The 21,864-nt window shown below is 52.9% G+C and carries 17 protein-coding genes; 10 read left to right on the top strand and 7 right to left on the bottom strand.

What is annotated here, in order from left to right; genetic code table 11:
- Window positions 1–38: 38 nt before the first annotated feature.
- From dtd to APU02_RS19420, 6 genes are all read right to left on the bottom strand, one after another.
- Window positions 39–476, bottom strand: a complete 438-nt coding sequence (gene dtd, locus APU02_RS19445; protein WP_042292457.1) for a D-aminoacyl-tRNA deacylase — start codon at window positions 474–476, stop codon at window positions 39–41.
- Complete coding sequence (locus APU02_RS19440; RefSeq protein ID WP_042292454.1) at window positions 473–1,345, bottom strand: virulence factor BrkB family protein; 873 nt, start codon at window positions 1,343–1,345, stop codon at window positions 473–475. Before APU02_RS19440 ends, dtd begins: the two co-directional genes overlap by 4 nt.
- Window positions 1,339–1,938: a glucose-1-phosphatase gene (gene yihX, locus APU02_RS19435; protein WP_042292451.1), complete on the bottom strand. Its 600-nt coding sequence runs from the start codon at window positions 1,936–1,938 to the stop codon at window positions 1,339–1,341. Before yihX ends, APU02_RS19440 begins: the two co-directional genes overlap by 7 nt.
- 184 nt (window positions 1,939–2,122) lie before the next feature.
- The gene (locus APU02_RS19430) at window positions 2,123–4,867 is read right to left on the bottom strand and encodes an autotransporter outer membrane beta-barrel domain-containing protein (RefSeq protein ID WP_060570980.1); all 2,745 of its coding nucleotides are present in this window, start codon (window positions 4,865–4,867) and stop codon (window positions 2,123–2,125) included.
- Window positions 4,868–5,321: 454 nt separating this feature from the next.
- Window positions 5,322–6,125 (bottom strand): DeoR/GlpR family DNA-binding transcription regulator, encoded by an 804-nt coding sequence (locus APU02_RS19425; protein WP_060570979.1) that lies wholly within the window; start codon window positions 6,123–6,125, stop codon window positions 5,322–5,324.
- 33 nt (window positions 6,126–6,158) lie between these two features.
- Window positions 6,159–7,055: a sugar kinase gene (locus APU02_RS19420; RefSeq protein ID WP_060570978.1), complete on the bottom strand. Its 897-nt coding sequence runs from the start codon at window positions 7,053–7,055 to the stop codon at window positions 6,159–6,161.
- 166 nt (window positions 7,056–7,221) lie between these two features.
- Here APU02_RS19420 and yihU point away from each other — a divergent pair, with 166 nt between their 5' ends.
- From yihU to ompL, 9 genes are all read left to right on the top strand, one after another.
- Window positions 7,222–8,103, top strand: a complete 882-nt coding sequence (gene yihU / locus APU02_RS19415; protein WP_060570977.1) for a sulfolactaldehyde 3-reductase — start codon at window positions 7,222–7,224, stop codon at window positions 8,101–8,103.
- 28 nt (window positions 8,104–8,131) lie between these two features.
- Window positions 8,132–9,010, top strand: coding sequence for a sulfofructosephosphate aldolase (gene yihT, locus APU02_RS19410; RefSeq protein WP_060570976.1), 879 nt, complete (start codon window positions 8,132–8,134; stop codon window positions 9,008–9,010).
- A gap of 13 nt (window positions 9,011–9,023) precedes the next feature.
- The gene (gene yihS, locus APU02_RS19405) at window positions 9,024–10,265 is read left to right on the top strand and encodes a sulfoquinovose isomerase (protein ID WP_060570975.1); all 1,242 of its coding nucleotides are present in this window, start codon (window positions 9,024–9,026) and stop codon (window positions 10,263–10,265) included.
- Window positions 10,266–10,322: 57 nt separating this feature from the next.
- Complete coding sequence (locus tag APU02_RS19400; protein WP_060570974.1) at window positions 10,323–11,231, top strand: aldose-1-epimerase; 909 nt, start codon at window positions 10,323–10,325, stop codon at window positions 11,229–11,231.
- Between the two features lie 91 nt (window positions 11,232–11,322).
- Window positions 11,323–12,198 carry a sulfite exporter TauE/SafE family protein gene (locus tag APU02_RS19395; protein ID WP_060570973.1) on the top strand — a complete coding sequence of 292 codons (876 nt, stop codon included), beginning with the start codon at window positions 11,323–11,325 and terminating at the stop codon, window positions 12,196–12,198.
- Window positions 12,199–12,293: 95 nt separating this feature from the next.
- On the top strand, window positions 12,294–14,330 hold the full coding sequence (locus APU02_RS19390; RefSeq protein ID WP_060570972.1) for an alpha-glucosidase: 2,037 nt from the start codon (window positions 12,294–12,296) through the stop codon (window positions 14,328–14,330).
- 46 nt (window positions 14,331–14,376) lie between these two features.
- Window positions 14,377–15,762 (top strand): MFS transporter, encoded by a 1,386-nt coding sequence (locus APU02_RS19385; RefSeq protein ID WP_060570971.1) that lies wholly within the window; start codon window positions 14,377–14,379, stop codon window positions 15,760–15,762.
- Window positions 15,763–15,804: 42 nt separating this feature from the next.
- The gene (locus tag APU02_RS19380; protein WP_060570970.1) at window positions 15,805–17,223 is read left to right on the top strand and encodes an MFS transporter; all 1,419 of its coding nucleotides are present in this window, start codon (window positions 15,805–15,807) and stop codon (window positions 17,221–17,223) included.
- Window positions 17,224–17,289: 66 nt separating this feature from the next.
- A complete protein-coding gene (ompL, locus tag APU02_RS19375; RefSeq protein WP_060570969.1) occupies window positions 17,290–17,982 on the top strand; it encodes a porin OmpL in 693 nt (230 codons plus the stop codon).
- A 116-nt stretch (window positions 17,983–18,098) separates the two neighbouring features.
- Here ompL and typA read toward each other — a convergent pair whose 3' ends face one another.
- Window positions 18,099–19,922, bottom strand: coding sequence for a ribosome-dependent GTPase TypA (typA, locus tag APU02_RS19370; RefSeq protein ID WP_042292429.1), 1,824 nt, complete (start codon window positions 19,920–19,922; stop codon window positions 18,099–18,101).
- A 377-nt stretch (window positions 19,923–20,299) separates the two neighbouring features.
- Here typA and glnA point away from each other — a divergent pair, with 377 nt between their 5' ends.
- A complete protein-coding gene (gene glnA / locus APU02_RS19365) occupies window positions 20,300–21,709 on the top strand; it encodes a glutamate--ammonia ligase (protein WP_042292427.1) in 1,410 nt (469 codons plus the stop codon).
- Window positions 21,710–21,864 lie beyond the last annotated feature (155 nt).

The raw sequence follows: 21,864 nt of genomic DNA, 5'->3' as shown, positions 1-21,864 counted from the left end.
ACTCTCTCTTGTTACCCGCGGCCACGCCGGAAGCTGATTCATACCTGAAGCCAGAACGTCACGGGACCATCGTTGACCAGCGCAACCTGCATATCCGCAGCGAAGCGTCCGGTTTGCGTGTTCATTTCCTGCTGGCGGCAGCGCCCGACGAAATAATCGTACAGCGCCTCAGCACGTTCCGGCGTTGCCCCTTTGGAGAACCCGGGACGCATGCCGCGTTCCGTATCGGCCGCCAGCGTAAACTGCGATACCACCAGCACGCTTCCGCCCGCCTGCTGCACGTTTAAGTTCATCTTGCCGTCAGCATCGCTAAAAATACGGTAGCCCAGTACGCGCTCGCATAAGCGATTCGCTTTCTGCTCGTCGTCATCCTTTTCGACACCTAATAAGATTAAAAGTCCGTTGCCAATTTCACCCGTCACCTCTCCCTCCACGGTGACGCTGGCACGGGTTACGCGCTGAATGAGTGCAATCATGGTTGGTCTGCTTCTTCTTGTTCTGCGGCTTGTTTGAGTTTGCGGTATTCCCCGAGAGTGACAGTTATTTCCGCGCCAAGCAAGACGATACACCAGGTCCAGTATACCCAGACAAATAAAATCGGGATCACCGCCAGCACGCCATAAATGAGCTGATAAGACGGAAACATGGTGATATAAAGCGCGAAACCTTTCTTTCCTGCTTCGAACAGCACCGCAGCGACAAATGCGCCGACAACGGCATCACGATTGGGTACGCGCGTAGTCGGCACAATACTGTAAAGCAACCAGAAAGAGAGCCAGGAAAGGATCAGCGGGAAAATGCGCAGGACATCATCAATCACCGAATTGAGATCGCTTGCCCAGCGCAATGAAAGTAAATATGAGCTGATGGCAAGACTCGCCCCGGCCAGTAGCGGCCCGAGCGTCAGGATCATCCAGTACACGGCAAAAGAATAGACCTTTGGCCGCGTACGCTTGCTGCGCCAGATGGTATTGAGGGCGCTGTCGATGGCGTACATCAGCAGCAGTGCGGTAACGATCAGCCCACACGCCCCGACGGCGGTCATTTTGTTGGAATTCGCCACAAACTGTTCGATATAGCGCTGAATCACATCGCCTGTGGCGGGGATAAAGTTGGCAAAAACAAAGTGCCGGAGCTGAACGCTGACTTCGGAAAACATGGGAAAGGCGGCAAACAGCGCAAAAACAACCGCGATCAACGGCACTAAAGAGAGCAACGAGACGTAGGCGAGATTTCCTGCCAGCGTCGTCATATTGTCTTCATCAATGCGCCGCCAGAGCAGCTTTAGCCAGGCCCGGATCGGACGCGTATGGTGCCTGGCTTTTTGATGCGCGGTTTTTAGCATAACAGCGTCGCGAAATAATCAGGAATGGTGGATTTATCGGTCACCAGAATGCTGGTCATCCCAACCTGGTTAGCCCCTTCTATATTATCGGCGTTATCGTCAAAAAAGACCGCATCGCTCGCGGAAAATCCTTCCTGCTGGAGAACGTGCTGATAGATACGCGTTTCCGGCTTGCGCATACCGAGATCCTGAGAAAGATAGATATGATCCGCCGCCTGGCGAATCTCAGGGTACTCTTCCGGCCAGAACGTGGTATGCAGACGGTTAGTGTTCGACAGAACAACCACGCGATGTCCCTGCTCACGCAGTTTATGCATGATGTCGATCACCTCAGGCCGCAGCGCGACAAACACCGCTTGCCAGCCGTGAGAAAATTGCTCATAGCTCAGCGACAGTTCCATCTCCTGACACAGCGCTTCGGCAAACGCTTCGTCAGTGATTTCTCCGCGCTCATGCTGGTGGAAGACGTCTCCCATCGTAAAACTTTGCTTTAATGACGCCAGCGGTACACGGCTCAAATCACTCCATGCCCCTAACACGCGGTTGAAGTCGATATCGACAATCACATTACCCAAATCAAAGATATAGAGCATGTTCATCTCCTTACTCGCCGTGGATGAATAACTGTAGCGGGAAAGGCGAAGTTTGACTATCCGTCTGACCGGGAAGATCAGCGAAAAAAAAGGCGATGCATTTTCAGCATCGCCTCTGGTGACATCACCCGATTATCGGGCCTGTGGTTTCAATCTTTACAACGATTTATGGCAGCCTGTCGTATCAGAAAGTGTACTTCACGCCAAGCATCGCGGAGGTATCGCTGTAGCTGTTGTCGCCCACCTGCTGCGCAACGTTACCCCAGACCTGCAGTCGTGGCGTCACCTGCCCTTCCACACCCACTTTTAGTTCGCCAATATTGCGCGTGCCGCTGATTTCATCCGTGATGGAGCCCATCTGCACGGCCTGGTTATTGGTATTATGGATCCAGTTTGCCTCTACAAACGGCTGGAACTCACGCCCTTTACCGGCGTCTTTTTCCGCGTGCCCTTTCAGGTAAGCGCGAACGCCAAGACGGGTCATCAGATTGCCGTCAGTTTTATCTTTGACAACCGTTCCGTTATTTTCACGGTGGGTATCAGCCTGCACATCCATCCAGATAACCTGGGCTTTCGGCTGGATCCAGTAAGTTGCGTTCTCACTTTCACCGACCAGGAAGCTGTAACCGCCTTCCACAGACGCCGTGATACCGTCGGATTTGTAGCTTTCGCTGGCCAGATGGTCACCGCGAACGGTGTTATCGAACCAGTTGTACAATACCCAGCTATCCAGGTAGGTGCCGGTTTTATCGGCTTCATTCGCATACCAGGTGGCGTACAGGCCAACGCTATAACCGTCTACGGAACCGCGAGAGGCATAGCCTGTCTGGCTATTACGGGTTTTGCTTTTCTGGTTGGCATAGCCCGCCATCGCGCCGAGATGCCAGCGGTCAAGGCCGTCACTGCTCCATTGCGCCAGGTCGCCGCCAATTTGCAGGACGTAGCGGTTTGCCGTGGTTTTCAACTGCCCGCTGGCGTCGTCGAAGCGAGTATGACCGCCCTCGTTGCGCATCCACATACTGGTGACTTTTTCTTCTCCGGTCAGCACGTCGGTGTACTGCGTCTCACCCAGACGGTCGTGCAGACGGGTGATAAACATCGTGTTGGCTGCGTAATTGTTCGCCAGATAGCTGCCAAATTCCGGACGATACTGGTGCTCAACCGGCGTGGGTTCAGGCGCAGGCGGCGTCGGTGGTGTTGGAGGCTCCGGCGGCTCAGGAGGGTCAACCGGATCGACCGGGTCTGGCGGTGTCGGAGGCTCTGGCGGATCGACCGGATCGGGATCCGGTTCTTCCGGCGGATCCACAGGCGTCAGCTCACTGGTCAGATACCAGTCACTGGCTTTTTTCACCACATCGTAGTCATACGCGCCCGCGACAATACGTCCGGCTTTGGTGAAGGTACCGTCAGAGTTCCCTGCGACCTCAACGATTTTGATACCGTCAACAGTCAGCTCGCCCATGCCGCCAATGTTGTTAATGCCGACGTTGGTATTGCCGGAGGTATCGCCCTGTACAATCAGCTTATCGGTAAATGAACTGTCGCCTTCCAGAACCGTGTTCAGTACCAGCAACGCGTTAGTACCAATATAGTTACCCATCACGGTCAGGGTCTTGAAGGTGGTCTGATCGTCGCGGGATACGCCGTCAGGGCTGTAGCGCAGCGTCGCCTGATCCAGCGTCAGGTTAGTCAGCGTGGAGTCTTTGGTCATCGTCCACAGGCTGTCGCCGCCTTTCATGTTCAGGTTAACTTTTGACGTGGCGTCTACGCTGGACGAGCCGACGAACAGGGAAGTATCTGCCATATTCAGCGCCACGGTACCGCCATTGATGGCGTTGATATTGCCTTCAATATCAAACACGCCTTCGCTGTCGGTCAGCGCCGTTCTGTCGATGTTTAACCGGTCGGTCCTGAGATACGTATCGGCAATCTCCGGCACTGCCAGCGCCTGGCTGGCAATGATTGAATCAACGCCGTTGGCCTGAATCACATCGGCGCTGTCAGCCACTCTCAGCTTCGCGCCTCCCGCCAGATACACCGTACCCGGACGGATATTATCCGTGTAGGTACCTTGCTGTTCCGTAGAGGCGTAAATAGCGAATGCGTTGGTTCCCGTGGTTGAAATATCCACCCCGTCACCTAGCTGGATAAGGCCGCCCTTATTGGCGTAAACAGCATGCCCCGCTTTGGTGGTGGTAGAAATTTCAGAGTCATCGCCGATAAAGACATACGCATTACCTTTGGTGTTATGGCTTTTCCCTTGCAGAATATCCACAATCCCCATGCCGTTGGTATCTCTGTCCCGGTTACCGGCGTAAACAGCGTAGCCTTTACTGTCTGCCACATTCGCCGCAGTACCCGTGCCTGTGACTTTCAACACGTTTTTTCCGGCCAGGACAATAATGCTGTTTGCTCCCGCGTTTTGGAAGTTATTCGCCCGGACGGCAACGCCATCTTTTACCGCAATATTCGCAGATTCAGAGACATAAACCAGAGAGTCGTAGTTATTATTAAAATCGGACGCCGCATTAATGCCGTCAGCCGACGACCCCGTGGTTTCAATGGTTAAATTTCTGGCTTTAAAAAAGACCGCTTCGCTGTTGCCCCTAATCGCATCGGCAGCAGAACCGGACGTTTTAATAGTAATGTCTTTCAGACTTGGCGCATTCATGCCGTTCGTCTGTAGATAAACACCAAAGCCCCCGAGCGGGGATGTAGCGCCTGTCCCGGTGGTTGTGACGTTAATCAGATCGTAATCACCAAGGGGGGTAGCACCTGCGTAATAATAAAGTACGTTGTTATGGTCCAGCGTCAGCTCCGCGTCTGCTATCGGAACATGGCCGCCTACAGCAATAAGCGCAACGGCAATGCTTAATGCCGTCTTATTAAAAAGCGCGCTCTTTTTCAGATCTTTATTCATGGTTTTCATATTTCCACCTTTTCCTTAACGTTTGTTTTTACACGTACTCGTCAGGAATCAGGACTCCGTTTTCTAATGAAAATAACTGCTTTAAAAAACCAAAGGTAAAAGGACCGCGCTCTTTAAATTAAAGCGACGCCGAACTTAAAAATTTATGCACCTTACCTTTTACGGCATAAATATCTTTAATTAATCGGGCTGTCAATGGGTGCTATAACGCAGAAATATATAACTAGGAAGATTTTTATATAATTATTTGCATTATTCCTGGGCACTTTTTTTGCTGAAAAAAAAACGGCGTGCCAAAACGCAAATTCATAAAAAAATCAAATGGTAAAAAAAGCATTTTTTGCTTAAAGGAGAGGATTTTAAGAATAGTGCGCTGAATATTAGGATGTTTATCTATTTTTTATTTTTGTGATAAAAAAACCGCCAGCATCGGCGGTTGATATGAAAAGTGCTGTCAGGCATTCACGGCATCGTCCTGACCGGGGCTCGCCTGAACGATTTCGATCTGCTGGGAGGTAAGCAAATTATGCAGGGCGGGTCCGGGCAGTTCATCGGTAAACAAGGCTGTTACCTGCGAAACATTACCAATTTCTACCGCGGCAGAAGCATGGTATTTGGTATGGTCGGCGGCGAGGAGAATGTGCCGTGAGTGCGTCATCATGGTTTTCACCACGCTGGCCTCGTTGACATCAAACTCCAGCAACGCGCCATCACCCTCTATCGCCCCGACGCTGGTGACCAGATAGTCGGCGCGAAATCCGGCGACAAAGGCTGTCGCGGAAGGTCCGATAATCCCGCTGTTGTGCGGACGCAGCGTTCCGCCGGGCACCATCACTTCAAATCGCGGATTGTTGTAGAGAATATGGGCGACGCGCAGACTGTTGGTGATAATGCGCAGATGGTTGTGGTTCAACAACGCCCGTGCGACCTGCTCGACGGTGGTGCCGATGGTGATAAACACGGTGGAACCATCCGGGATATAATCAGCCACCGCTTCCGCAATGGCTTTTTTCTCCTGTGTCCACGAGACCTCACGCTGCTCAAATGCCGTATTGACGACGCTGGATGCGCGCCCCGCACCGCCGTGATGACGAGTGATCAGCCCCTGCTCGCTTAATTTTCGGATATCGCGACGCACCGTCTGGGTTGAGACCTCCAGCAAATCCGCCAGCTCATCAATGTTCATATACCCGCGCTCCCCAATGAGCGCGAGCAGTTGATCGTGACGGGGATTGCCGGTCAGTTCAGTAAGACTCATGAAATTTCCTCGAAAAACCATTGCCCTGCAATTTTATACAAAAAGTGACAGAAAAGAGCGGGTTTGATCACAGTCGGGGATCCCGGCGCGTCCACCGGGTCGGGTACACTTCAGCGCCGCCACGCCACTGGCGAATCTGACCGCCTCTGGCTGCGCCTCACCGCAAGCCAGGCTAAACGCCAGCGCGCCGTGAAAAACGTCGCCCGCGCCAGTGGTATCGACAACCTCAACGGCGAAGCCGGGCTGATGTCGTAGCAGGTCCTTGTCGAGCCAACTGCACCCATCGCTGCCGCGAGTCACATACACATGACCATTTGTGATCGTTTGTGCGTATCTTAACGCATCAATGACATTTTCTGTCCCCGCTAAACGCGTCAGTCCCGGTTCAGAGAACGCTGCGTGATCGCACATTGCCACCAGCTCGCGAATGTCTTGCGGCGTGACATCGCCATCCAGTACCGTTATGACGCCCGCCTCGCGCGCCAGCGTGAAGGCCTGTTTTGCGCCTTCATGCCAGCGAACGTCGGCCAGTACCACGTCCCACTGCGAAAAGTCGATTTCCCTGAGCCAGTCTGCGTCTGGCGGTAAATCCGGACTGGGAAAGTTGACAATAATCCGCTCCCCTTTGGCGTCGACGGTAATCGCCGACTGGGATGACTTCGCCCCCGCGTAGCGCCGGGTATAGCGCGTGTTCACCCCCAGGGACTCCAGTTCCGCCAGCAGGGTGTTTCCGGTGGCGTCATCGCCCACACGGCCAATAAAGTCCACCTGCGCGCCCAGCCTCGCCGCAGCCACTGCGGCAGTCGCAGCAGGCCCGCCGCCCACTTCCGTATAGCGATTTGCCACATATTTACCTCCTTCTGTCGGTAACGCTTCTACGTAATAGATGCGATCCATCACGGTAATTCCTACACAAGCAATGCGAATCATGGTCGTTCCTTAAGCAGTTCGGGATGGGATTTATTTTAATTTCACAAAATGTTTAAAAAGTGACGGCTGTCAATTTTTTGACCATAAATTACAAATACGATCAAAAACAGACAAAACAAGCAGCAATGAATGACAAAAAATGACATCCACGTCTCAGGAGGACGTTATGGCAGCAGTAGCATTTATCGGATTAGGGCAAATGGGTTCGCCGATGGCGAGCAACCTGTTGAAGCAGGGTCACCAACTCAGCGTCTTCGACGTCAATCCGGACGCCGTACAGCGCCTGGTGGAAAAAGGCGCTCAGCCAGCCAGCAGTCCGGCGCAGGCCGTGGAAGGCGCTGAGTTTGTTATCACCATGCTGCCGAATGGCGATCTGGTGCGCAGCGTGCTGTTTGGCGCACAGGGCGTTTGCGAAGCCCTGTCGCCGCAGGCGCTGGTGATTGATATGTCGACCATTCATCCCTTACAGACCGATAGCCTGATTGCCGACATGCGCGCCAGAGGGTTCGAAATGATGGACGTGCCCGTTGGCCGTACCTCCGATCACGCCGTGGCCGGCACGCTGCTTCTGCTGGCGGGCGGCACCGCGGAACAGATAGAACGGGCCATGCCGTTGCTGATGACAATGGGTAACGAGCTGATTAATGCCGGAGGGCCGGGCATGGGTATCCGCGTGAAGCTCATCAACAACTACATGAGCATTGCGCTCAACGCCCTGTCCGCCGAAGCCGCTGTGCTCTGTGAAGCACTCGGTCTCTCTTTTGAGGTGGCCCTGAAAGTCATGAGCGGGACCCCCGCCGGGAAAGGCCATTTCACAACCTCCTGGCCGAACAAGGTGCTGAAAGGGGATCTTTCCCCGGCCTTCATGATCGATCTGGCACACAAGGATCTGGGCATCGCGCTGGATGTCGCCAACCACCTGCACGTCCCGATGCCGCTCGGCGCCGCCTCCCGTGAGGTTTATAACCAGGCGCGGGCGGCTGGCCGCGGCCGCGAAGACTGGACAGCGATTCTCGAACAGGTTCGCACTTCTGCCGGACTGAAATAACCATTTTGATACGCAAAAGGACTGAAGAATGACGACGTACACCCTGAAAGATATCACCCGACCTTCCGGCGGTTTTGCCATGCTGGCGGTTGATCAGCGCGAAGCAATGCGCCTGATGTTTGCCGCCGCAGGCGCGCCGACGCCGGTGACGGATCAGCATCTGACCGACTTCAAAGTCAACGCGGCAAAAATACTGTCGCCGTATGCCTCGGCGATTCTGCTGGATGAGCAGTTCTGTTACCGCCAGGTGGTGGAACAAAACGCGGTCGCCAAAAGCTGCGCGATGATCGTCGCCGCCGATGCGTTTATTCCGGGTAACGGCATTCCCGTCGACAGCGTGACAATCGACAAAAGTATTAACCCTCAGGCCGTGAAGCAGGATGGCGCAAAAGCGCTGAAGCTGCTGGTGCTGTGGCGCAGTGATGAAGACGCACAGCAACGTCTGGATATGGTGAAAGAATTCAACACGCTATGCCACAGCAACGGCCTGTTGAGCATTATCGAACCCGTGGTTCGCCCACCGCGTCGCGGCGATAAATTCGATCGCGAGCAGGCCATCATCGACGCCGCGAAAGAGCTGGGCGACAGCGGCGCCGACCTCTACAAAGTCGAAATGCCGCTGTACGGCAAAGGTTCACAGCAGGAACTGCTGTCGGCCTCCCAGCGGTTGAATGAGCATATCGCGATGCCGTGGGTGATTCTCTCCTCCGGCGTGGATGAAAAGTTATTCCCGCGGGCGGTCAGTGTGGCGATGCGTGCTGGCGCATCCGGCTTCCTGGCTGGCCGCGCGGTCTGGTCGTCAGTGATTGGGCTGCCGGATACCACCATGATGTTACGCGACATCTCTGTACCGAAACTGCAGCGATTAGGCGAAATCGTCGACGAAATGATGGCTAAACGTAATTAAACGAGGAATGCACATGAAATGGTTTAACACCTTAAGCCACAACCGCTGGCTGGAGCAAGAAACGGATCGCATCTTTGATTTTGGTAAAAATGCAGCGGTGCCAACCGGCTTCGGCTGGCTGGGTAATAAAGGCCAGGTAAAAGAAGAGATGGGGACCCATTTGTGGATCACCGCTCGTATGCTGCACGTTTATTCTGTCGCCGCCGCGATGGGCAGACCGGGGGCTTACGATCTCGTTGAGCATGGGATTAAAGCCCTCAATGGCGCACTGCGGGATAAAAAATATGGCGGCTGGTACGCCTGCGTTAATGATCAGGGAGTGATGGATGCTTCCAAACAGGGTTACCAGCATTTCTTTGTCCTGCTCGGTGCCGCCAGCGCGGTCACCACTGGCCATCCGGAAGCCAGAAAGTTACTCGATGATGCCATTGAAACCATTGAAAAATACTTCTGGAGCGAAGAAGAGCAGATGTGCCTTGAATCCTGGGACGAAGCCTTCAGCAAAACCGAAGATTACCGCGGCGGTAACGCCAATATGCATGCCGTCGAAGCCTTCCTGATCGTCTATGACGTCACACATGACCGTAAATGGCTTGACCGTGCGGTGCGTATCGCGTCGGTGATTATTCACGACGTCGCGCGTAAAGGCGAGTATCGCGTCAATGAGCACTTCGACGTCAACTGGAATCCCATCCGCGATTACAACAAAGACAATCCGGCTCACCGCTTCCGCGCCTACGGCGGCACGCCCGGCCATTGGATTGAATGGGGCCGCTTGATGCTGCATATCCACGCCGCGTTTGAAGCCAGATGCGAGCAACCTCCCGCCTGGCTGCTGGAAGACGCCAAAGGGCTGTTCCACGCCACTATCCGCGACGCCTGGGCGCCGGATGGCGCTGACGGCATCGTTTACACCGTAGACTGGGAAGGTAAACCCATCGTGCGGGAACGTGTACGCTGGCCGATCGTGGAAGCGATGGGAACGGCATATGCGCTCTATACCGTGACAGGCGATCGCCAGTATGAAAACTGGTATCAGAAATGGTGGGACTACTGCATTAAATACCTGATGGACTACGAAAATGGTTCCTGGTGGCAGGAGCTTGATCCTGACAACAAGGTCACCACCAAAGTCTGGGACGGTAAACAGGATATTTACCACCTGCTTCACTGTCTGGTGATTCCACGCATCCCGTTAGCGCCGGGCCTGGCGCCCGCCGTCGCCGCCGGGTTACTGGACATAAACGCTAAGTAAAACCAACGTAATACGGCATATCAACATTCTGCGTTGATATGCCGTCAGGGGATAAGTATGCAGCAAATACGTTTGCATAGCGGGGGGAAAACCCTTTCCCTTACAGCAGGCGATTACCGCGCAAAAATTGTGACCGTTGGCGCCGGACTTGCGGAATTAACATATCAGGGCTGCCACCTGGTGATACCGCATAACCCGGAAGAAATGCCGCCCGCACATCTGGGGAAAGTGCTTGTTCCCTGGCCTAACCGTATTGCGAATGGCTGTTATCGGTATCAGGGGCAGGAATTTCAGTTGCCGGTGAATGAGCACGCTTCACGCGCCGCCATTCATGGTTTTCTGGCCTGGCGCGACTGGCAGGTCGCTGATGCGGCACCGGATAACGTCACTCTGACGGCATTTTTACCTCCCAGCTATGGTTATCCTTTCTCTTTATTTACAACGGTGATTTATTCGCTGGATCGGGAAAAAGGCCTGTCCGTAGAGATAATCAGTGAAAATGCCGGACAACTTCCGGCCCCCTATGGCGCGGGCATTCACCCTTATCTCACCTGTAACCTCTCGCCTGTCGATAACTACCGGGTGCAAATTCCGGCAAAACAGGTTTTTGCGGTAGATAGTCGTTCAAATCCCACATCGCTACATCCGGCGCAAGAACTGGACCTGGACTTTTCCCTTCCACGGACTATTGGCACACGGAAAATCGATCACACATTTAAAACCGATTCCCGCACGTGGGAAGTCAATATTACCGACCCAGCGCAAGGACTTTCTGTAACTCTGTACGCCGATCAGCCGTGGTTACAGATATACAGCGGTGAAAAGTTAAATCGTCAGGGACTGGCGGTTGAACCTATGAGTTGTCCACCGAATGCTTTTAATTCGGCAATCGATCTCATCTACCTGCAACCAGGGAAACGTCATCGTCTCTTTTTATCTATTAAAGGCGAACGCCAGGAGCCCTGAGTTCAATAAAAGTAACCGAATAACAATTAAAGGCTTCAGCGCGTCATTTGCGTCGCCAGGTTTAGGTCTGGATTAACTATAAGGAATTACCATGGATTTTTTTAATTTATTCACGCCTGATGGCGTCATGTTAGATACCAACGTGGTATTAATCGTCATTGCATTAATGTTCCTTTATACCTTTGTGGGAATTTGCGCTGGCTTTGGCGGCGGGCTGACGACGATGCCGCTTATCACCCTAATGTTGCCGGTAAAAATGGCTACGCCCTTATCGGTTATTGTCGGCACCGCAACCGCTATCTATGCAACCTGGCTTTCGCGAAAAGAAACGGACTGGCGCTCCGCTGCGGTGTTAATTGGTTTTTCATTTCTCGGCATTCCGGTCGGCTTATATGCGCTGACGTTTCTGCCCGATCATATGATGAAAATAGGGCTTGGCGCGTTTCTGATCCTGTACTCGTTTTACAGCATGTTCATTCCCCGCCTGCCCGTTTATGACCGCAGATGGATCGCCGCGCCGCTTGGCGCAGTCGCCGGTGCGCTGGGTGCCGCGTTCTCCACCAATGGTCCGCCGGTGGTGATGTATGGCATGTTACGTAATTTAGGACCGGCGGCTTTTCGTGGGACGCTGAATGCCTTCTTTACTGCAAATAATATTGCCGTGGTCGGCGGCCTGGCAACCAGCGGAATATTGACTATTTCGACCTTCAAGCTGGTGATTTTCTGTATTCCGACGATGATTCTGGGATCGCTGGTAGGTCAATACGTTCATAAACGTATCTCAGTGAAGGTATTTCGTGTGCTGGTCTTTTTATTACTGATTGCCTCTGGCGCGATGTTAATCAAAGGCGCAATGGGAATTCCTGCGATTGTTGCCCTGTTACCGCCATTTCTATTACTGGCGCTGTTACAGCTGTTGTTTGGTAAAAAAATCGCCGAGATTCGCAAAGCTGATGAGGCGAAATAAAACATGCTGATCGTTATGTTTTAGCACTTATTAAAAATCTAAAAAACATAAATACATTACCCGTCCCACGCTCCTCAATGAATGGAGATATTGATATGAGTCTGAAAGATGAGTTTTTACTGAATATCCGGTTAGAGAAAAGTGAGAACGGTTTTACTTTATTCTACCAACAACGCCCTCTCCTTCACCACAGCACGGCATCCCCGTGCCTGTGGATTGGCGCAGGCGTGGCCGATATCGACATGTTCCGCGGCAACTTCAGTATTAAAGACAAGTTGAACGAAAAAATCGCCCTGACCGAGGCGACCGTCAGTGAGTCCCCGGACGGCTGGCGGATCCTGTTCAGCCGCGGCGACGCGGTCAATGCCACCCTGAACGTCTGTGCCGACGACAAAGGCCGCCTGACGCTGAACCTGCAAAACGGCGAACGCAGCCATAACCGTATCTGGCTGCGGCTGGCCGCGAAGCCGGAAGACCATATCTATGGTTGCGGCGAGCAGTTCTCTTACTTCGATCTGCGCGGCAAACCGTTCCCGCTGTGGACCAGCGAACAGGGCGTGGGACGTAACAAACAGAGCTATGTCACCTGGCAGGCCGACTGCAAAGAGAACGCGGGCGGCGACTATTACTGGACTTTCTTCCCGCAGCCCACTTTCGTCAGCACCCAGAAGTATTACTGCCACGTCGATAACAGTTGCTATATGAATCTCGACTTCAGCGCGCCGGACTATCACGAGCTGGCGTTCTGGGAAGATAACACGACTCTGCGCTTCGAATGCGCGGACACTTACATTTCTCTGCTCGAAAAACTGACGGCGCTGCTGGGCCGCCAGCCCGAGTTGCCGGATTGGGTCTATGACGGCGTTACGCTCGGTATTCAGGGCGGTACCGAGATCTGCCAGCAGAAGCTGGACACCATGCGTAACGCGGGGGTGAAGGTAAACGGTATCTGGGCACAGGACTGGTCCGGGATCCGCATGACCTCCTTCGGCAAGCGCGTGATGTGGAACTGGAAGTGGAACAGCGACAACTACCCCGGGTTGGACAGCCGGATAAAACAATGGAACGCCGAAGGGGTGCAGTTCCTCTCCTACATCAACCCGTATGTCGCCAGCGACAAAGATCTTTGTGCCGAAGCGGCAAAACGCGGCTATCTGGCGAAAGATGCCACAGGTGGCGACTATCTGGTTGAATTTGGCGAGTTCTATGGCGGCGTGGTCGATCTGACCAATCCGGAAGCCTACAACTGGTTCAAGGATGTGATCAAAAAGAACATGATCGCACTCGGCTGCGGCGGCTGGATGGCGGACTTTGGCGAGTATCTGCCGACGGATACGTATCTGCATAACGGCGTCAGCGCCGAAATTATGCATAACGCCTGGCCTGCGCTGTGGGCGAAATGTAACTACGAAGCGCTGGAAGAGACCGGCAAGCTCGGCGAAATCCTGTTCTTTATGCGCGCGGGTTATACCGGCAGCCAGAAATACTCCACCATGATGTGGGCAGGCGATCAGAACGTTGACTGGAGTCTCGACGATGGTCTGGCGTCGGTTGTTCCTGCCGCGCTTTCTCTGGCGATGACCGGTCACGGCTTGCACCATAGCGACATTGGCGGTTACACCACGCTGTTTGAGATGAAACGCACGAAGGAGTTGCTACTGCGCTGGTGCGACTTTAGCGCCTTTACGCCAATGATGCGTACCCACGAAGGCAACCGCCCGGGCGATAACTGGCAGTTTGACGGCGATGCGGAAACCCTTGCCCACTTTGCCCGTATGACCACCGTCTTCACAACCCTGAAACCGTATCTCAAAGACGCCGTCGCGCAAAACGCGGCGACAGGCCTGCCGGTGATGCGTCCGCTGTTCCTGCATTACGAAGACGACGCGACCACCTACACCCTGAAATACCAGTACCTGCTGGGCCAGGACCTGCTGGTTGCGCCCGTTCATGAGCAGGGACGCTGCGACTGGACGCTGTATCTGCCAGAGGACAATTGGATCAACGTCTGGACCGGTGAAGCTCATCAAGGCGGAGAGATTACCGTGGATGCGCCTATCGGCAAACCACCGGTTTTTTATCGCGCCAGCAGTGAGTGGGCGTCGCTGTTCGCGTCGTTACGCCAAATCTGATCAGGCTCGCCCGTGGGAGTACCCCGCGGGCGAATGAGGGATAATCATGAGTCAAAATACAGCCAACCCAGCAACATTACGTTTGCCATTTAAAGAAAAAGTCGCCTATGGAATAGGTGATTTAGGGTCCAATATCCTGTTGGATATCGGTACGCTTTATTTACTTAAGTTTTATACCGATGTCTTAGGTTTACCGGGGACGTACGGCGGGATCATTTTCCTTATCGCAAAATTTTTCACCGCGTTTACCGATATGGGAACCGGGATTATGCTCGATTCGCGGCGTAAAATCGGTCCAAAGGGCAAATTCCGTCCTTTCGTGCTGTATGCCGCGTTTCCGGTGACGCTGCTGGCTATCGCCAACTTTGTCGGCACGCCCTTTGAAATTACCGGGAAAACGGTGATGGCGACGGTACTGTTTATGCTGTATGGCCTGTTCTTCAGCATGATGAACTGCTCTTACGGCGCAATGGTGCCTGCGATTACCAAAAACCCGGACGAACGCGCCTCGCTTGCCGCCTGGCGCCAGGGCGGCGCTACGTTGGGCCTGCTGCTTTGTACGGTCGGGTTTGTGCCAGTGATGAACCTGATCGAAGGCAACGCGCAGTTAAGTTATATCTTTGCCGCCACCCTATTTTCGCTGTTTGGTCTGCTCTTTATGTGGTGGTGCTATGCTGGCGTCAAAGAGCGTTATGTCGAGGTGAAACCGGCTGACGCGACGCAGAAACCGGGGCTGTTGCAGTCTTTCCGCGCCATCGCCGGTAACCGTCCTCTGTTTATTCTCTGTATCGCCAACCTGTGCACCCTGGGCGCGTTCAACGTCAAGCTGGCGATCCAGGTCTATTACACCCAGTACGTGCTGAACGATCCGATTCTGCTCTCGTGGATGGGCTTCTTCAGCATGGGCTGTATCTTCATTGGTGTGTTTTTGATGCCGGGAATGGTACGCCGCTTTGGCAAGAAAAAGGTCTACATCGGCGGCCTGCTGATTTGGGTAGCCGGAGATTTACTGAACTATTTCTTCGGCGGCGGTTCGGTCAGTTTTGTCGCGTTCTCGTGCCTGGCATTCTTTGGCTCCGCTTTCGTCAACAGCCTGAATTGGGCGCTGGTGTCCGACACGGTGGAATACGGCGAATGGCGCACCGGCGTGCGTTCAGAAGGGACGGTGTACACCGGATTCACCTTCTTCCGTAAAGTTTCGCAGGCGCTGGCGGGCTTTTTCCCCGGCTGGATGCTGACGCAAATCGGCTATGTGCCGAACGTGGTGCAGTCTGCAGGGACGGTCGAAGGGTTACGCCAGTTGATCTTTATTTATCCGTGCGTGCTGGCGGTTGTCACTATCATCGCGATGGGCTGTTTCTATAACCTCAATGAAAAAATGTACATCCGCATCGTTGATGAAATCGAAGCCCGTAAACGCGCAACCGCATAATGATAATGAATGGCGCCCTGCGGGGCGCTACGGGGATTTATTATGTCTGATCACGATCCGCTAACACGTAAACTAAGCCTACGGGAAAAAATCGCCTACGGACTGGGCGATATTGGTTCCAATCTGATGTTAAGCATCGGCACGCTATATCTGTTGAAATTTTACACCGATGAACTGGCAATGCCTGCATGGTACGGCGGGATTATTTTCCTGGTGGCGAAATTCTTTACCGCCTTCACCGATATGCTAACCGGTATTCTGCTAGATTCGCGGAAAAATATTGGTCCAATGGGGAAATTCAGGCCATTTATCTTATATGCGGCGATTCCGACCACTATTATTACGACGGTACAGTTCATTGCCACGACATTTAGTTTGCCAGTGAAAACGGCGATTGCCACCGGTCTGTTTATGTTGTTTGGCCTGTTTTACAGCCTGATGAATTGTGCATATGGCGCGATGATTCCCGCGATAACCAAAAACTCACATGAACGGGCTCAACTGGCTGCCTTTCGTCAGGGAGGCGCAACGCTGGGTTTACTCGTCTGCACCGTGGCGTTTATGCCTTTACAGGCCTTATTTTCGTCGACCTCGTTGGGCTACGTCTGCGCGGCGTTAATTTTTTCCGTTTGCGGTTTTGGATTTATGCTGCTGTGCTTCAAAGGCGTTAAAGAGCATTACATCGAGCGGCCGTCAACAGAACATAAAATCAGCATCTTTAAATCGTTTTACGCCATATTCCGCAATCCCCCTTTATTTGTGCTCTGCCTGGCGAATCTATGTACACTGGCCGCCTTCAACATTAAGTTAGCAATTCAGGTTTATTACGCGCAATACGTACTGAACGATATCCATCTGTTATCGTGGATGGGATTCTTTAGCATGGGATGCGTTTTAGTGGGCGTTATTCTCGTCCCCTGGACTGTAAAATGTTTTGGCAAGAAGCAAGTCTATCTGGGCGGGATGGTGCTGTGGGCACTGGGTGATATCCTTAATTATTTCTGGGGCAGTACCTCGCTGACCTTTATTATTTTCTCCTGCATCGCCTTTTTCGGCACTGCCTTTGTAAACAGCCTGAACTGGGCGCTGGTCCCGGATACGGTGGACTACGGTGAGTGGAAAACAGGCATTCGCGCGGAAGGTTCGGTGTACACCGGTTATACCTTTTCGCGCAAGATCTCTGCGGCGCTGGCAGGATTCTTACCAGGGATCATGCTCACTCAGATTGGCTATATCCCCAATATCGCGCAAAGCGATGCCACGCTGTTGGGTTTACGCCAGTTGATATTTCTTTGGCCTTGCGGGCTGGCAATTATTGCCGCATTAACCATGGGGTTCTTCTATAAACTGAACGAAGCGCGTTTCGCGTTTATTATTGAGGAAATTAATCAACGGAAAAAAACCAAACATCCTGAAAGCCTTTCACATAATAATAAAGACATCGCTACTGTAGATATTTAATCAGAGCCCGCCGCTATTTCCATCTTAGGGATGGCGGCTTCCCTACGCTTATAAAATGGATTTATGATGAAAACACTAAACACAATGATGCTGTTGTCTTCGGTGATATCCACCTCTGTTTTTGCTGGCGCCTATGTCGAAAATCGTGAGGCGTACAACCTGGCTTCCGATCAGATGGAGTTCATGCTGCGCGTGGGCTATAACTCCGATACGGGCGCAGGTATTATGCTCACCAACACGTATACCCTGCAACGCACCGATGAACTCAAGCATGGCTATAACGAGATTGAAGGCTGGTATCCGCTGTTTAAGCCAACGGATAAACTCACTATCCAGCCCGGTGGATTGATTACCGATAAAAGTATTGGTTCCAGCGGTGCTGTTTATTTGGATGTAAATTATAAATTTACCCCCTGGTTTAACCTGACAGTACGCAACCGCTATAACCACAACAATTACAGCTCCGCCGATTTAAACGGCGAGCTGGATAATAATGATACCTATGAGATCGGTAATTACTGGAATTTTATGATTACCGACAAGTTCTCTTATACCTTCGAGCCACACTATTTTATACGGGTGAATGATTTCAACAGCAGCAACGGTAAAGACCATCATTGGGAAATAACCAATACCTTCCGCTATCGTATCAACGCGCACTGGTTGCCGTACTTAGAGTTACGCTGGCTGGACCGTAACGTCGAGCCCTATCACCGGGAACAAAACCAGATACGTATTGGCGCGAAGTATTTCTTCTGATAAAAAAGCCGCTGAAATTCAGCGGCTTTTTTGTTTGCTGGAGAGTAACGTAAACGCCTAATCCAGCCACCCCGTTATAACCCGATTAGCGAAGTGCCATCGGGATTCAGTCGGGATTACTCTTCTTTCGGACCACGCATCGCGCGACGGCGATCGTTTTCCGTCAGATGACGCTTACGAATACGGATAGACTGTGGCGTCACTTCTACCAGTTCGTCATCATCGATGAATTCCAGCGCCTGCTCAAGCGTCATCTTAACCGGCGGAACCAGAACCGTTGCTTCGTCCGTACCGGACGCACGCATGTTGGTCAATTTCTTACCGGTCAGGCAGTTTACCGTCAGGTCGTTGGAACGGCTGTGAATACCGATGATTTGGCCTTCATAAACTTCCGCACCGTGTCCCAGGAACAGCTTACCGCGATCCTGCAGACCGAACAGCGCAAACGCCACCGCCTTACCCTGACCGTTGGAGATCAGTACGCCGTTGTTACGCTGGCCCACTTCACCCGGACGCACGTCGTCGTAGTGGCTGAAGGTGGAATACAGCAGACCGGTACCGGACGTCATGGTCATGAATTCGGAACGGAAGCCGATCAGGCCACGGCTTGGGATCACGTAGTCGAGACGCACGCGGCCTTTGCCATCCGGATTCATGTTTTTCAGGTCGCCTTTACGCTCGCCCAGCGCCTGCATCACGGAACCCTGGTGCTGTTCTTCAACGTCCAGCGTCACGTTCTCGAACGGCTCTTGTTTACGGCCATCGATTTCACGGAAGATAACTTTCGGACGGGAAACCGCCATTTCGAAACCTTCACGACGCATGTTTTCGATAAGAACGGACAGGTGCAGTTCACCGCGACCGGATACACGGAACGCGTCCGCATCTTCGGTTTCTTCAACGCGCAGCGCAACGTTGTGTACCAGTTCTTTGTTCAGGCGGTCAAGGATCTGACGAGAGGTAACGTATTTACCTTCTTTACCACAGAATGGCGAGGTGTTGACGTTGAAGAACATGGTGACAGTCGGTTCGTCAACAGACAGCGCAGGCAGCGCTTCCACATTCTGCGGATCGCAAATGGTGTCAGAGATGTTCAGCTCACCCAGACCGGTGATAGCAATGATGTCGCCTGCTTCCGCCAGATCGCTGTCGATACGCTCCAGACCCAGGTGAGTCAGCACTTTACCGACTTTACCGTTACGGGTTTTACCTTCGCTATCAATGATAGTGATCTGCTGGTTCGGCTTCACTTTGCCGCGTTTGATACGGCCAATGCCGATAACGCCAACGTAGTTGTTGTAGTCGAGCTGGGAGATCTGCATCTGGAACGGACCGTCAAGGTCAACGTCCGGCGCAGGTACGTGGTCAACGATCGCCTGGTACAGCGGAGTCATGTCTTCCGCCATATCTTCGTGATCCAGACCAGCGATACCGTTCAGGGCGGATGCGTAAATGATCGGGAAGTCCAGCTGTTCGTCGGTCGCGTCAAGGTTAACGAACAGGTCGAATACCTGATCGACAACCCAGTCCGGACGCGCGCCAGGACGGTCAACTTTGTTGATAACCACGATAGGCTTCAGGCCATGAGCAAAGGCTTTTTTGGTCACGAAGCGCGTCTGCGGCATCGGGCCGTCAAATGCGTCAACCACCAGCAGCACGGAGTCGACCATGGACATGACACGCTCAACTTCACCACCGAAGTCTGCGTGCCCAGGGGTATCAACGATGTTGATACGGTAATCATTCCATTTAATAGCGGTGTTTTTCGCGAGGATAGTAATCCCACGCTCTTTCTCCAAATCGTTGGAGTCCATCACACGCTCTTGAGTTTCGGCACGAGAGTCGAACGTACCGGATTGCTGCAGCAGCTTATCAACCAGGGTAGTTTTACCATGGTCAACGTGCGCGATGATGGCGATGTTACGCAAATTTTCGATCACAACTTTGCCTCAGGCATTAGAAATAGCGCGTTATTGTACACGGATTAATCGCACTACAAAACAGGATCACAAACATCCTCCGCAAACAAGTATTGCAGAGTTTCTTTGTGATCGCTTTCACGGAGCGTTAAAAGGGTTATTCATTGTGCATTGCACCAACATGGTGCTTAATGTTCACATTAAAGCACTATTTTGGTGCAACATACGCAGTATGGTGCAGCCCTTTTGCACGATGGTGCGCATGATAACGCCTTTTAGGGGCAATTTAAAAGTTGGCACAGATTTCGCTTTATCATTTTTACGGCGACACGGCCAAATGATGCAAGAATTGAACACCTCGTTACCACGACGACCATGACCAATCTGGAGAGTTAAGTATGTCCGCTGAACACGTTTTGACGATGCTGAATGAGCACGAAGTGAAGTTTGTCGATTTGCGCTTCACTGATACCAAAGGTAAAGAACAGCACGTCACAATCCCTGCTCATCAGGTGAATGCCGAATTCTTTGAAGAAGGCAAAATGTTTGACGGCTCCTCGATTGGTGGCTGGAAAGGTATCAACGAATCTGACATGGTGCTGATGCCGGACGCCTCTACTGCGGTTATCGACCCGTTCTTCGCAGACTCTACCTTGATCATTCGTTGTGACATCCTGGAACCGGGTACGCTGCAGGGCTATGACCGCGATCCGCGTTCTATCGCCAAGCGCGCGGAAGACTACCTGCGTTCTACCGGCATCGCCGACACGGTGCTGTTCGGGCCAGAACCGGAATTCTTCCTGTTTGACGACATCCGTTTCGGCAGCTCTATCTCCGGTTCCCATGTCGCTATTGACGATATCGAAGGCGCCTGGAACTCTGCCACCCAGTATGAAGGCGGCAACAAAGGCCACCGTCCGGCAGTGAAAGGCGGTTACTTCCCGGTTCCGCCAGTAGACTCCGCTCAGGATATCCGTTCTGAAATGTGCCTGGTGATGGAGCAGATGGGTCTGGTCGTTGAAGCGCACCACCATGAAGTGGCAACCGCAGGTCAGAACGAAGTGGCAACCCGCTTCAATACCATGACCAAAAAAGCGGACGAAATTCAGATTTACAAATATGTGGTCCACAACGTTGCGCACCGCTTCGGTAAAACCGCGACCTTTATGCCAAAACCGATGTTCGGGGATAACGGTTCCGGGATGCACTGCCACATGTCGCTGTCGAAAAACGGCACCAACCTGTTCTCTGGCGACAAGTATGCCGGTCTGTCCGAGCAGGCGCTGTACTACATCGGCGGCGTGATCAAACACGCGAAAGCGATCAACGCCCTGGCGAACCCGACCACCAACTCCTACAAGCGTCTGGTTCCGGGCTACGAAGCGCCAGTCATGCTGGCCTACTCCGCGCGTAACCGTTCCGCATCTATCCGTATCCCGGTAGTGGCTTCTCCGAAAGCGCGTCGTATCGAAGTGCGCTTCCCGGACCCGGCGGCGAACCCGTACCTGTGCTTTGCCGCTCTGCTGATGGCGGGTCTTGACGGTATCAAGAACAAGATCCACCCAGGCGAAGCGATGGACAAAAACCTGTACGACCTGCCGCCGGAAGAAGCGAAAGAGATCCCGCAGGTTGCTGGTTCTCTGGAAGAAGCCCTCAACGAGCTGGATCTGGACCGCGAGTTCCTGAAAGCGGGTGGCGTCTTTACCGATGAAGCTATCGATGCCTACATCGCCCTGCGCCGCGAAGAAAACGACCGCGTACGCATGACGCCGCACCCGGTAGAGTTTGAGCTGTATTACAGCGTTTAATCGTTTTAAGTTGCCGTGGAAACTTTTGCCTGCTCCGGCAGGTTTAAGACTGATGTCGACCCTCATCGCCGCCATTCGGCGTGAAGGTTGTCAGCAATCTGTAGCCCATCATCTGATGGGCTTTTTTCTCCGCCAACAACCTGATCCTTCGCGCT

It is taken from the genome of Citrobacter sp. 50677481 (assembly GCF_001463265.1).
Lineage (GTDB): Bacteria > Pseudomonadota > Gammaproteobacteria > Enterobacterales > Enterobacteriaceae > Citrobacter_A > Citrobacter_A sedlakii.
The sequence above is the reverse complement of the archived record's forward strand: the minus strand, read 5'-3'. Positions and strand labels throughout refer to the sequence as shown.

Bases quoted from the DNA above. Each gene is read 5' to 3' on its own strand.
- APU02_RS19395 (WP_060570973.1), top strand. From the start codon at position 11,323: ATGGATTTTTTTAATTTATTCACGCCTGATGGCGTCATGTTAGATACC.
- glnA (WP_042292427.1), top strand. From the start codon at position 20,300: ATGTCCGCTGAACACGTTTTGACGATGCTGAATGAGCACGAAGTGAAG.
- APU02_RS19390 (WP_060570972.1), top strand. From the start codon at position 12,294: ATGAGTCTGAAAGATGAGTTTTTACTGAATATCCGGTTAGAGAAAAGT.
- APU02_RS19425 (WP_060570979.1), bottom strand. From the start codon at position 6,125: ATGAGTCTTACTGAACTGACCGGCAATCCCCGTCACGATCAACTGCTC.
- dtd (WP_042292457.1), bottom strand. From the start codon at position 476: ATGATTGCACTCATTCAGCGCGTAACCCGTGCCAGCGTCACCGTGGAG.
- yihT (WP_060570976.1), top strand. From the start codon at position 8,132: ATGACGACGTACACCCTGAAAGATATCACCCGACCTTCCGGCGGTTTT.
- APU02_RS19420 (WP_060570978.1), bottom strand. From the start codon at position 7,055: ATGATTCGCATTGCTTGTGTAGGAATTACCGTGATGGATCGCATCTAT.
- APU02_RS19400 (WP_060570974.1), top strand. From the start codon at position 10,323: ATGCAGCAAATACGTTTGCATAGCGGGGGGAAAACCCTTTCCCTTACA.
- APU02_RS19380 (WP_060570970.1), top strand. From the start codon at position 15,805: ATGTCTGATCACGATCCGCTAACACGTAAACTAAGCCTACGGGAAAAA.
- ompL (WP_060570969.1), top strand. From the start codon at position 17,290: ATGAAAACACTAAACACAATGATGCTGTTGTCTTCGGTGATATCCACC.
- APU02_RS19440 (WP_042292454.1), bottom strand. From the start codon at position 1,345: ATGCTAAAAACCGCGCATCAAAAAGCCAGGCACCATACGCGTCCGATC.
- yihX (WP_042292451.1), bottom strand. From the start codon at position 1,938: ATGCTCTATATCTTTGATTTGGGTAATGTGATTGTCGATATCGACTTC.
- yihU (WP_060570977.1), top strand. From the start codon at position 7,222: ATGGCAGCAGTAGCATTTATCGGATTAGGGCAAATGGGTTCGCCGATG.
- APU02_RS19385 (WP_060570971.1), top strand. From the start codon at position 14,377: ATGAGTCAAAATACAGCCAACCCAGCAACATTACGTTTGCCATTTAAA.
- APU02_RS19430 (WP_060570980.1), bottom strand. From the start codon at position 4,867: ATGAAAACCATGAATAAAGATCTGAAAAAGAGCGCGCTTTTTAATAAG.
- yihS (WP_060570975.1), top strand. From the start codon at position 9,024: ATGAAATGGTTTAACACCTTAAGCCACAACCGCTGGCTGGAGCAAGAA.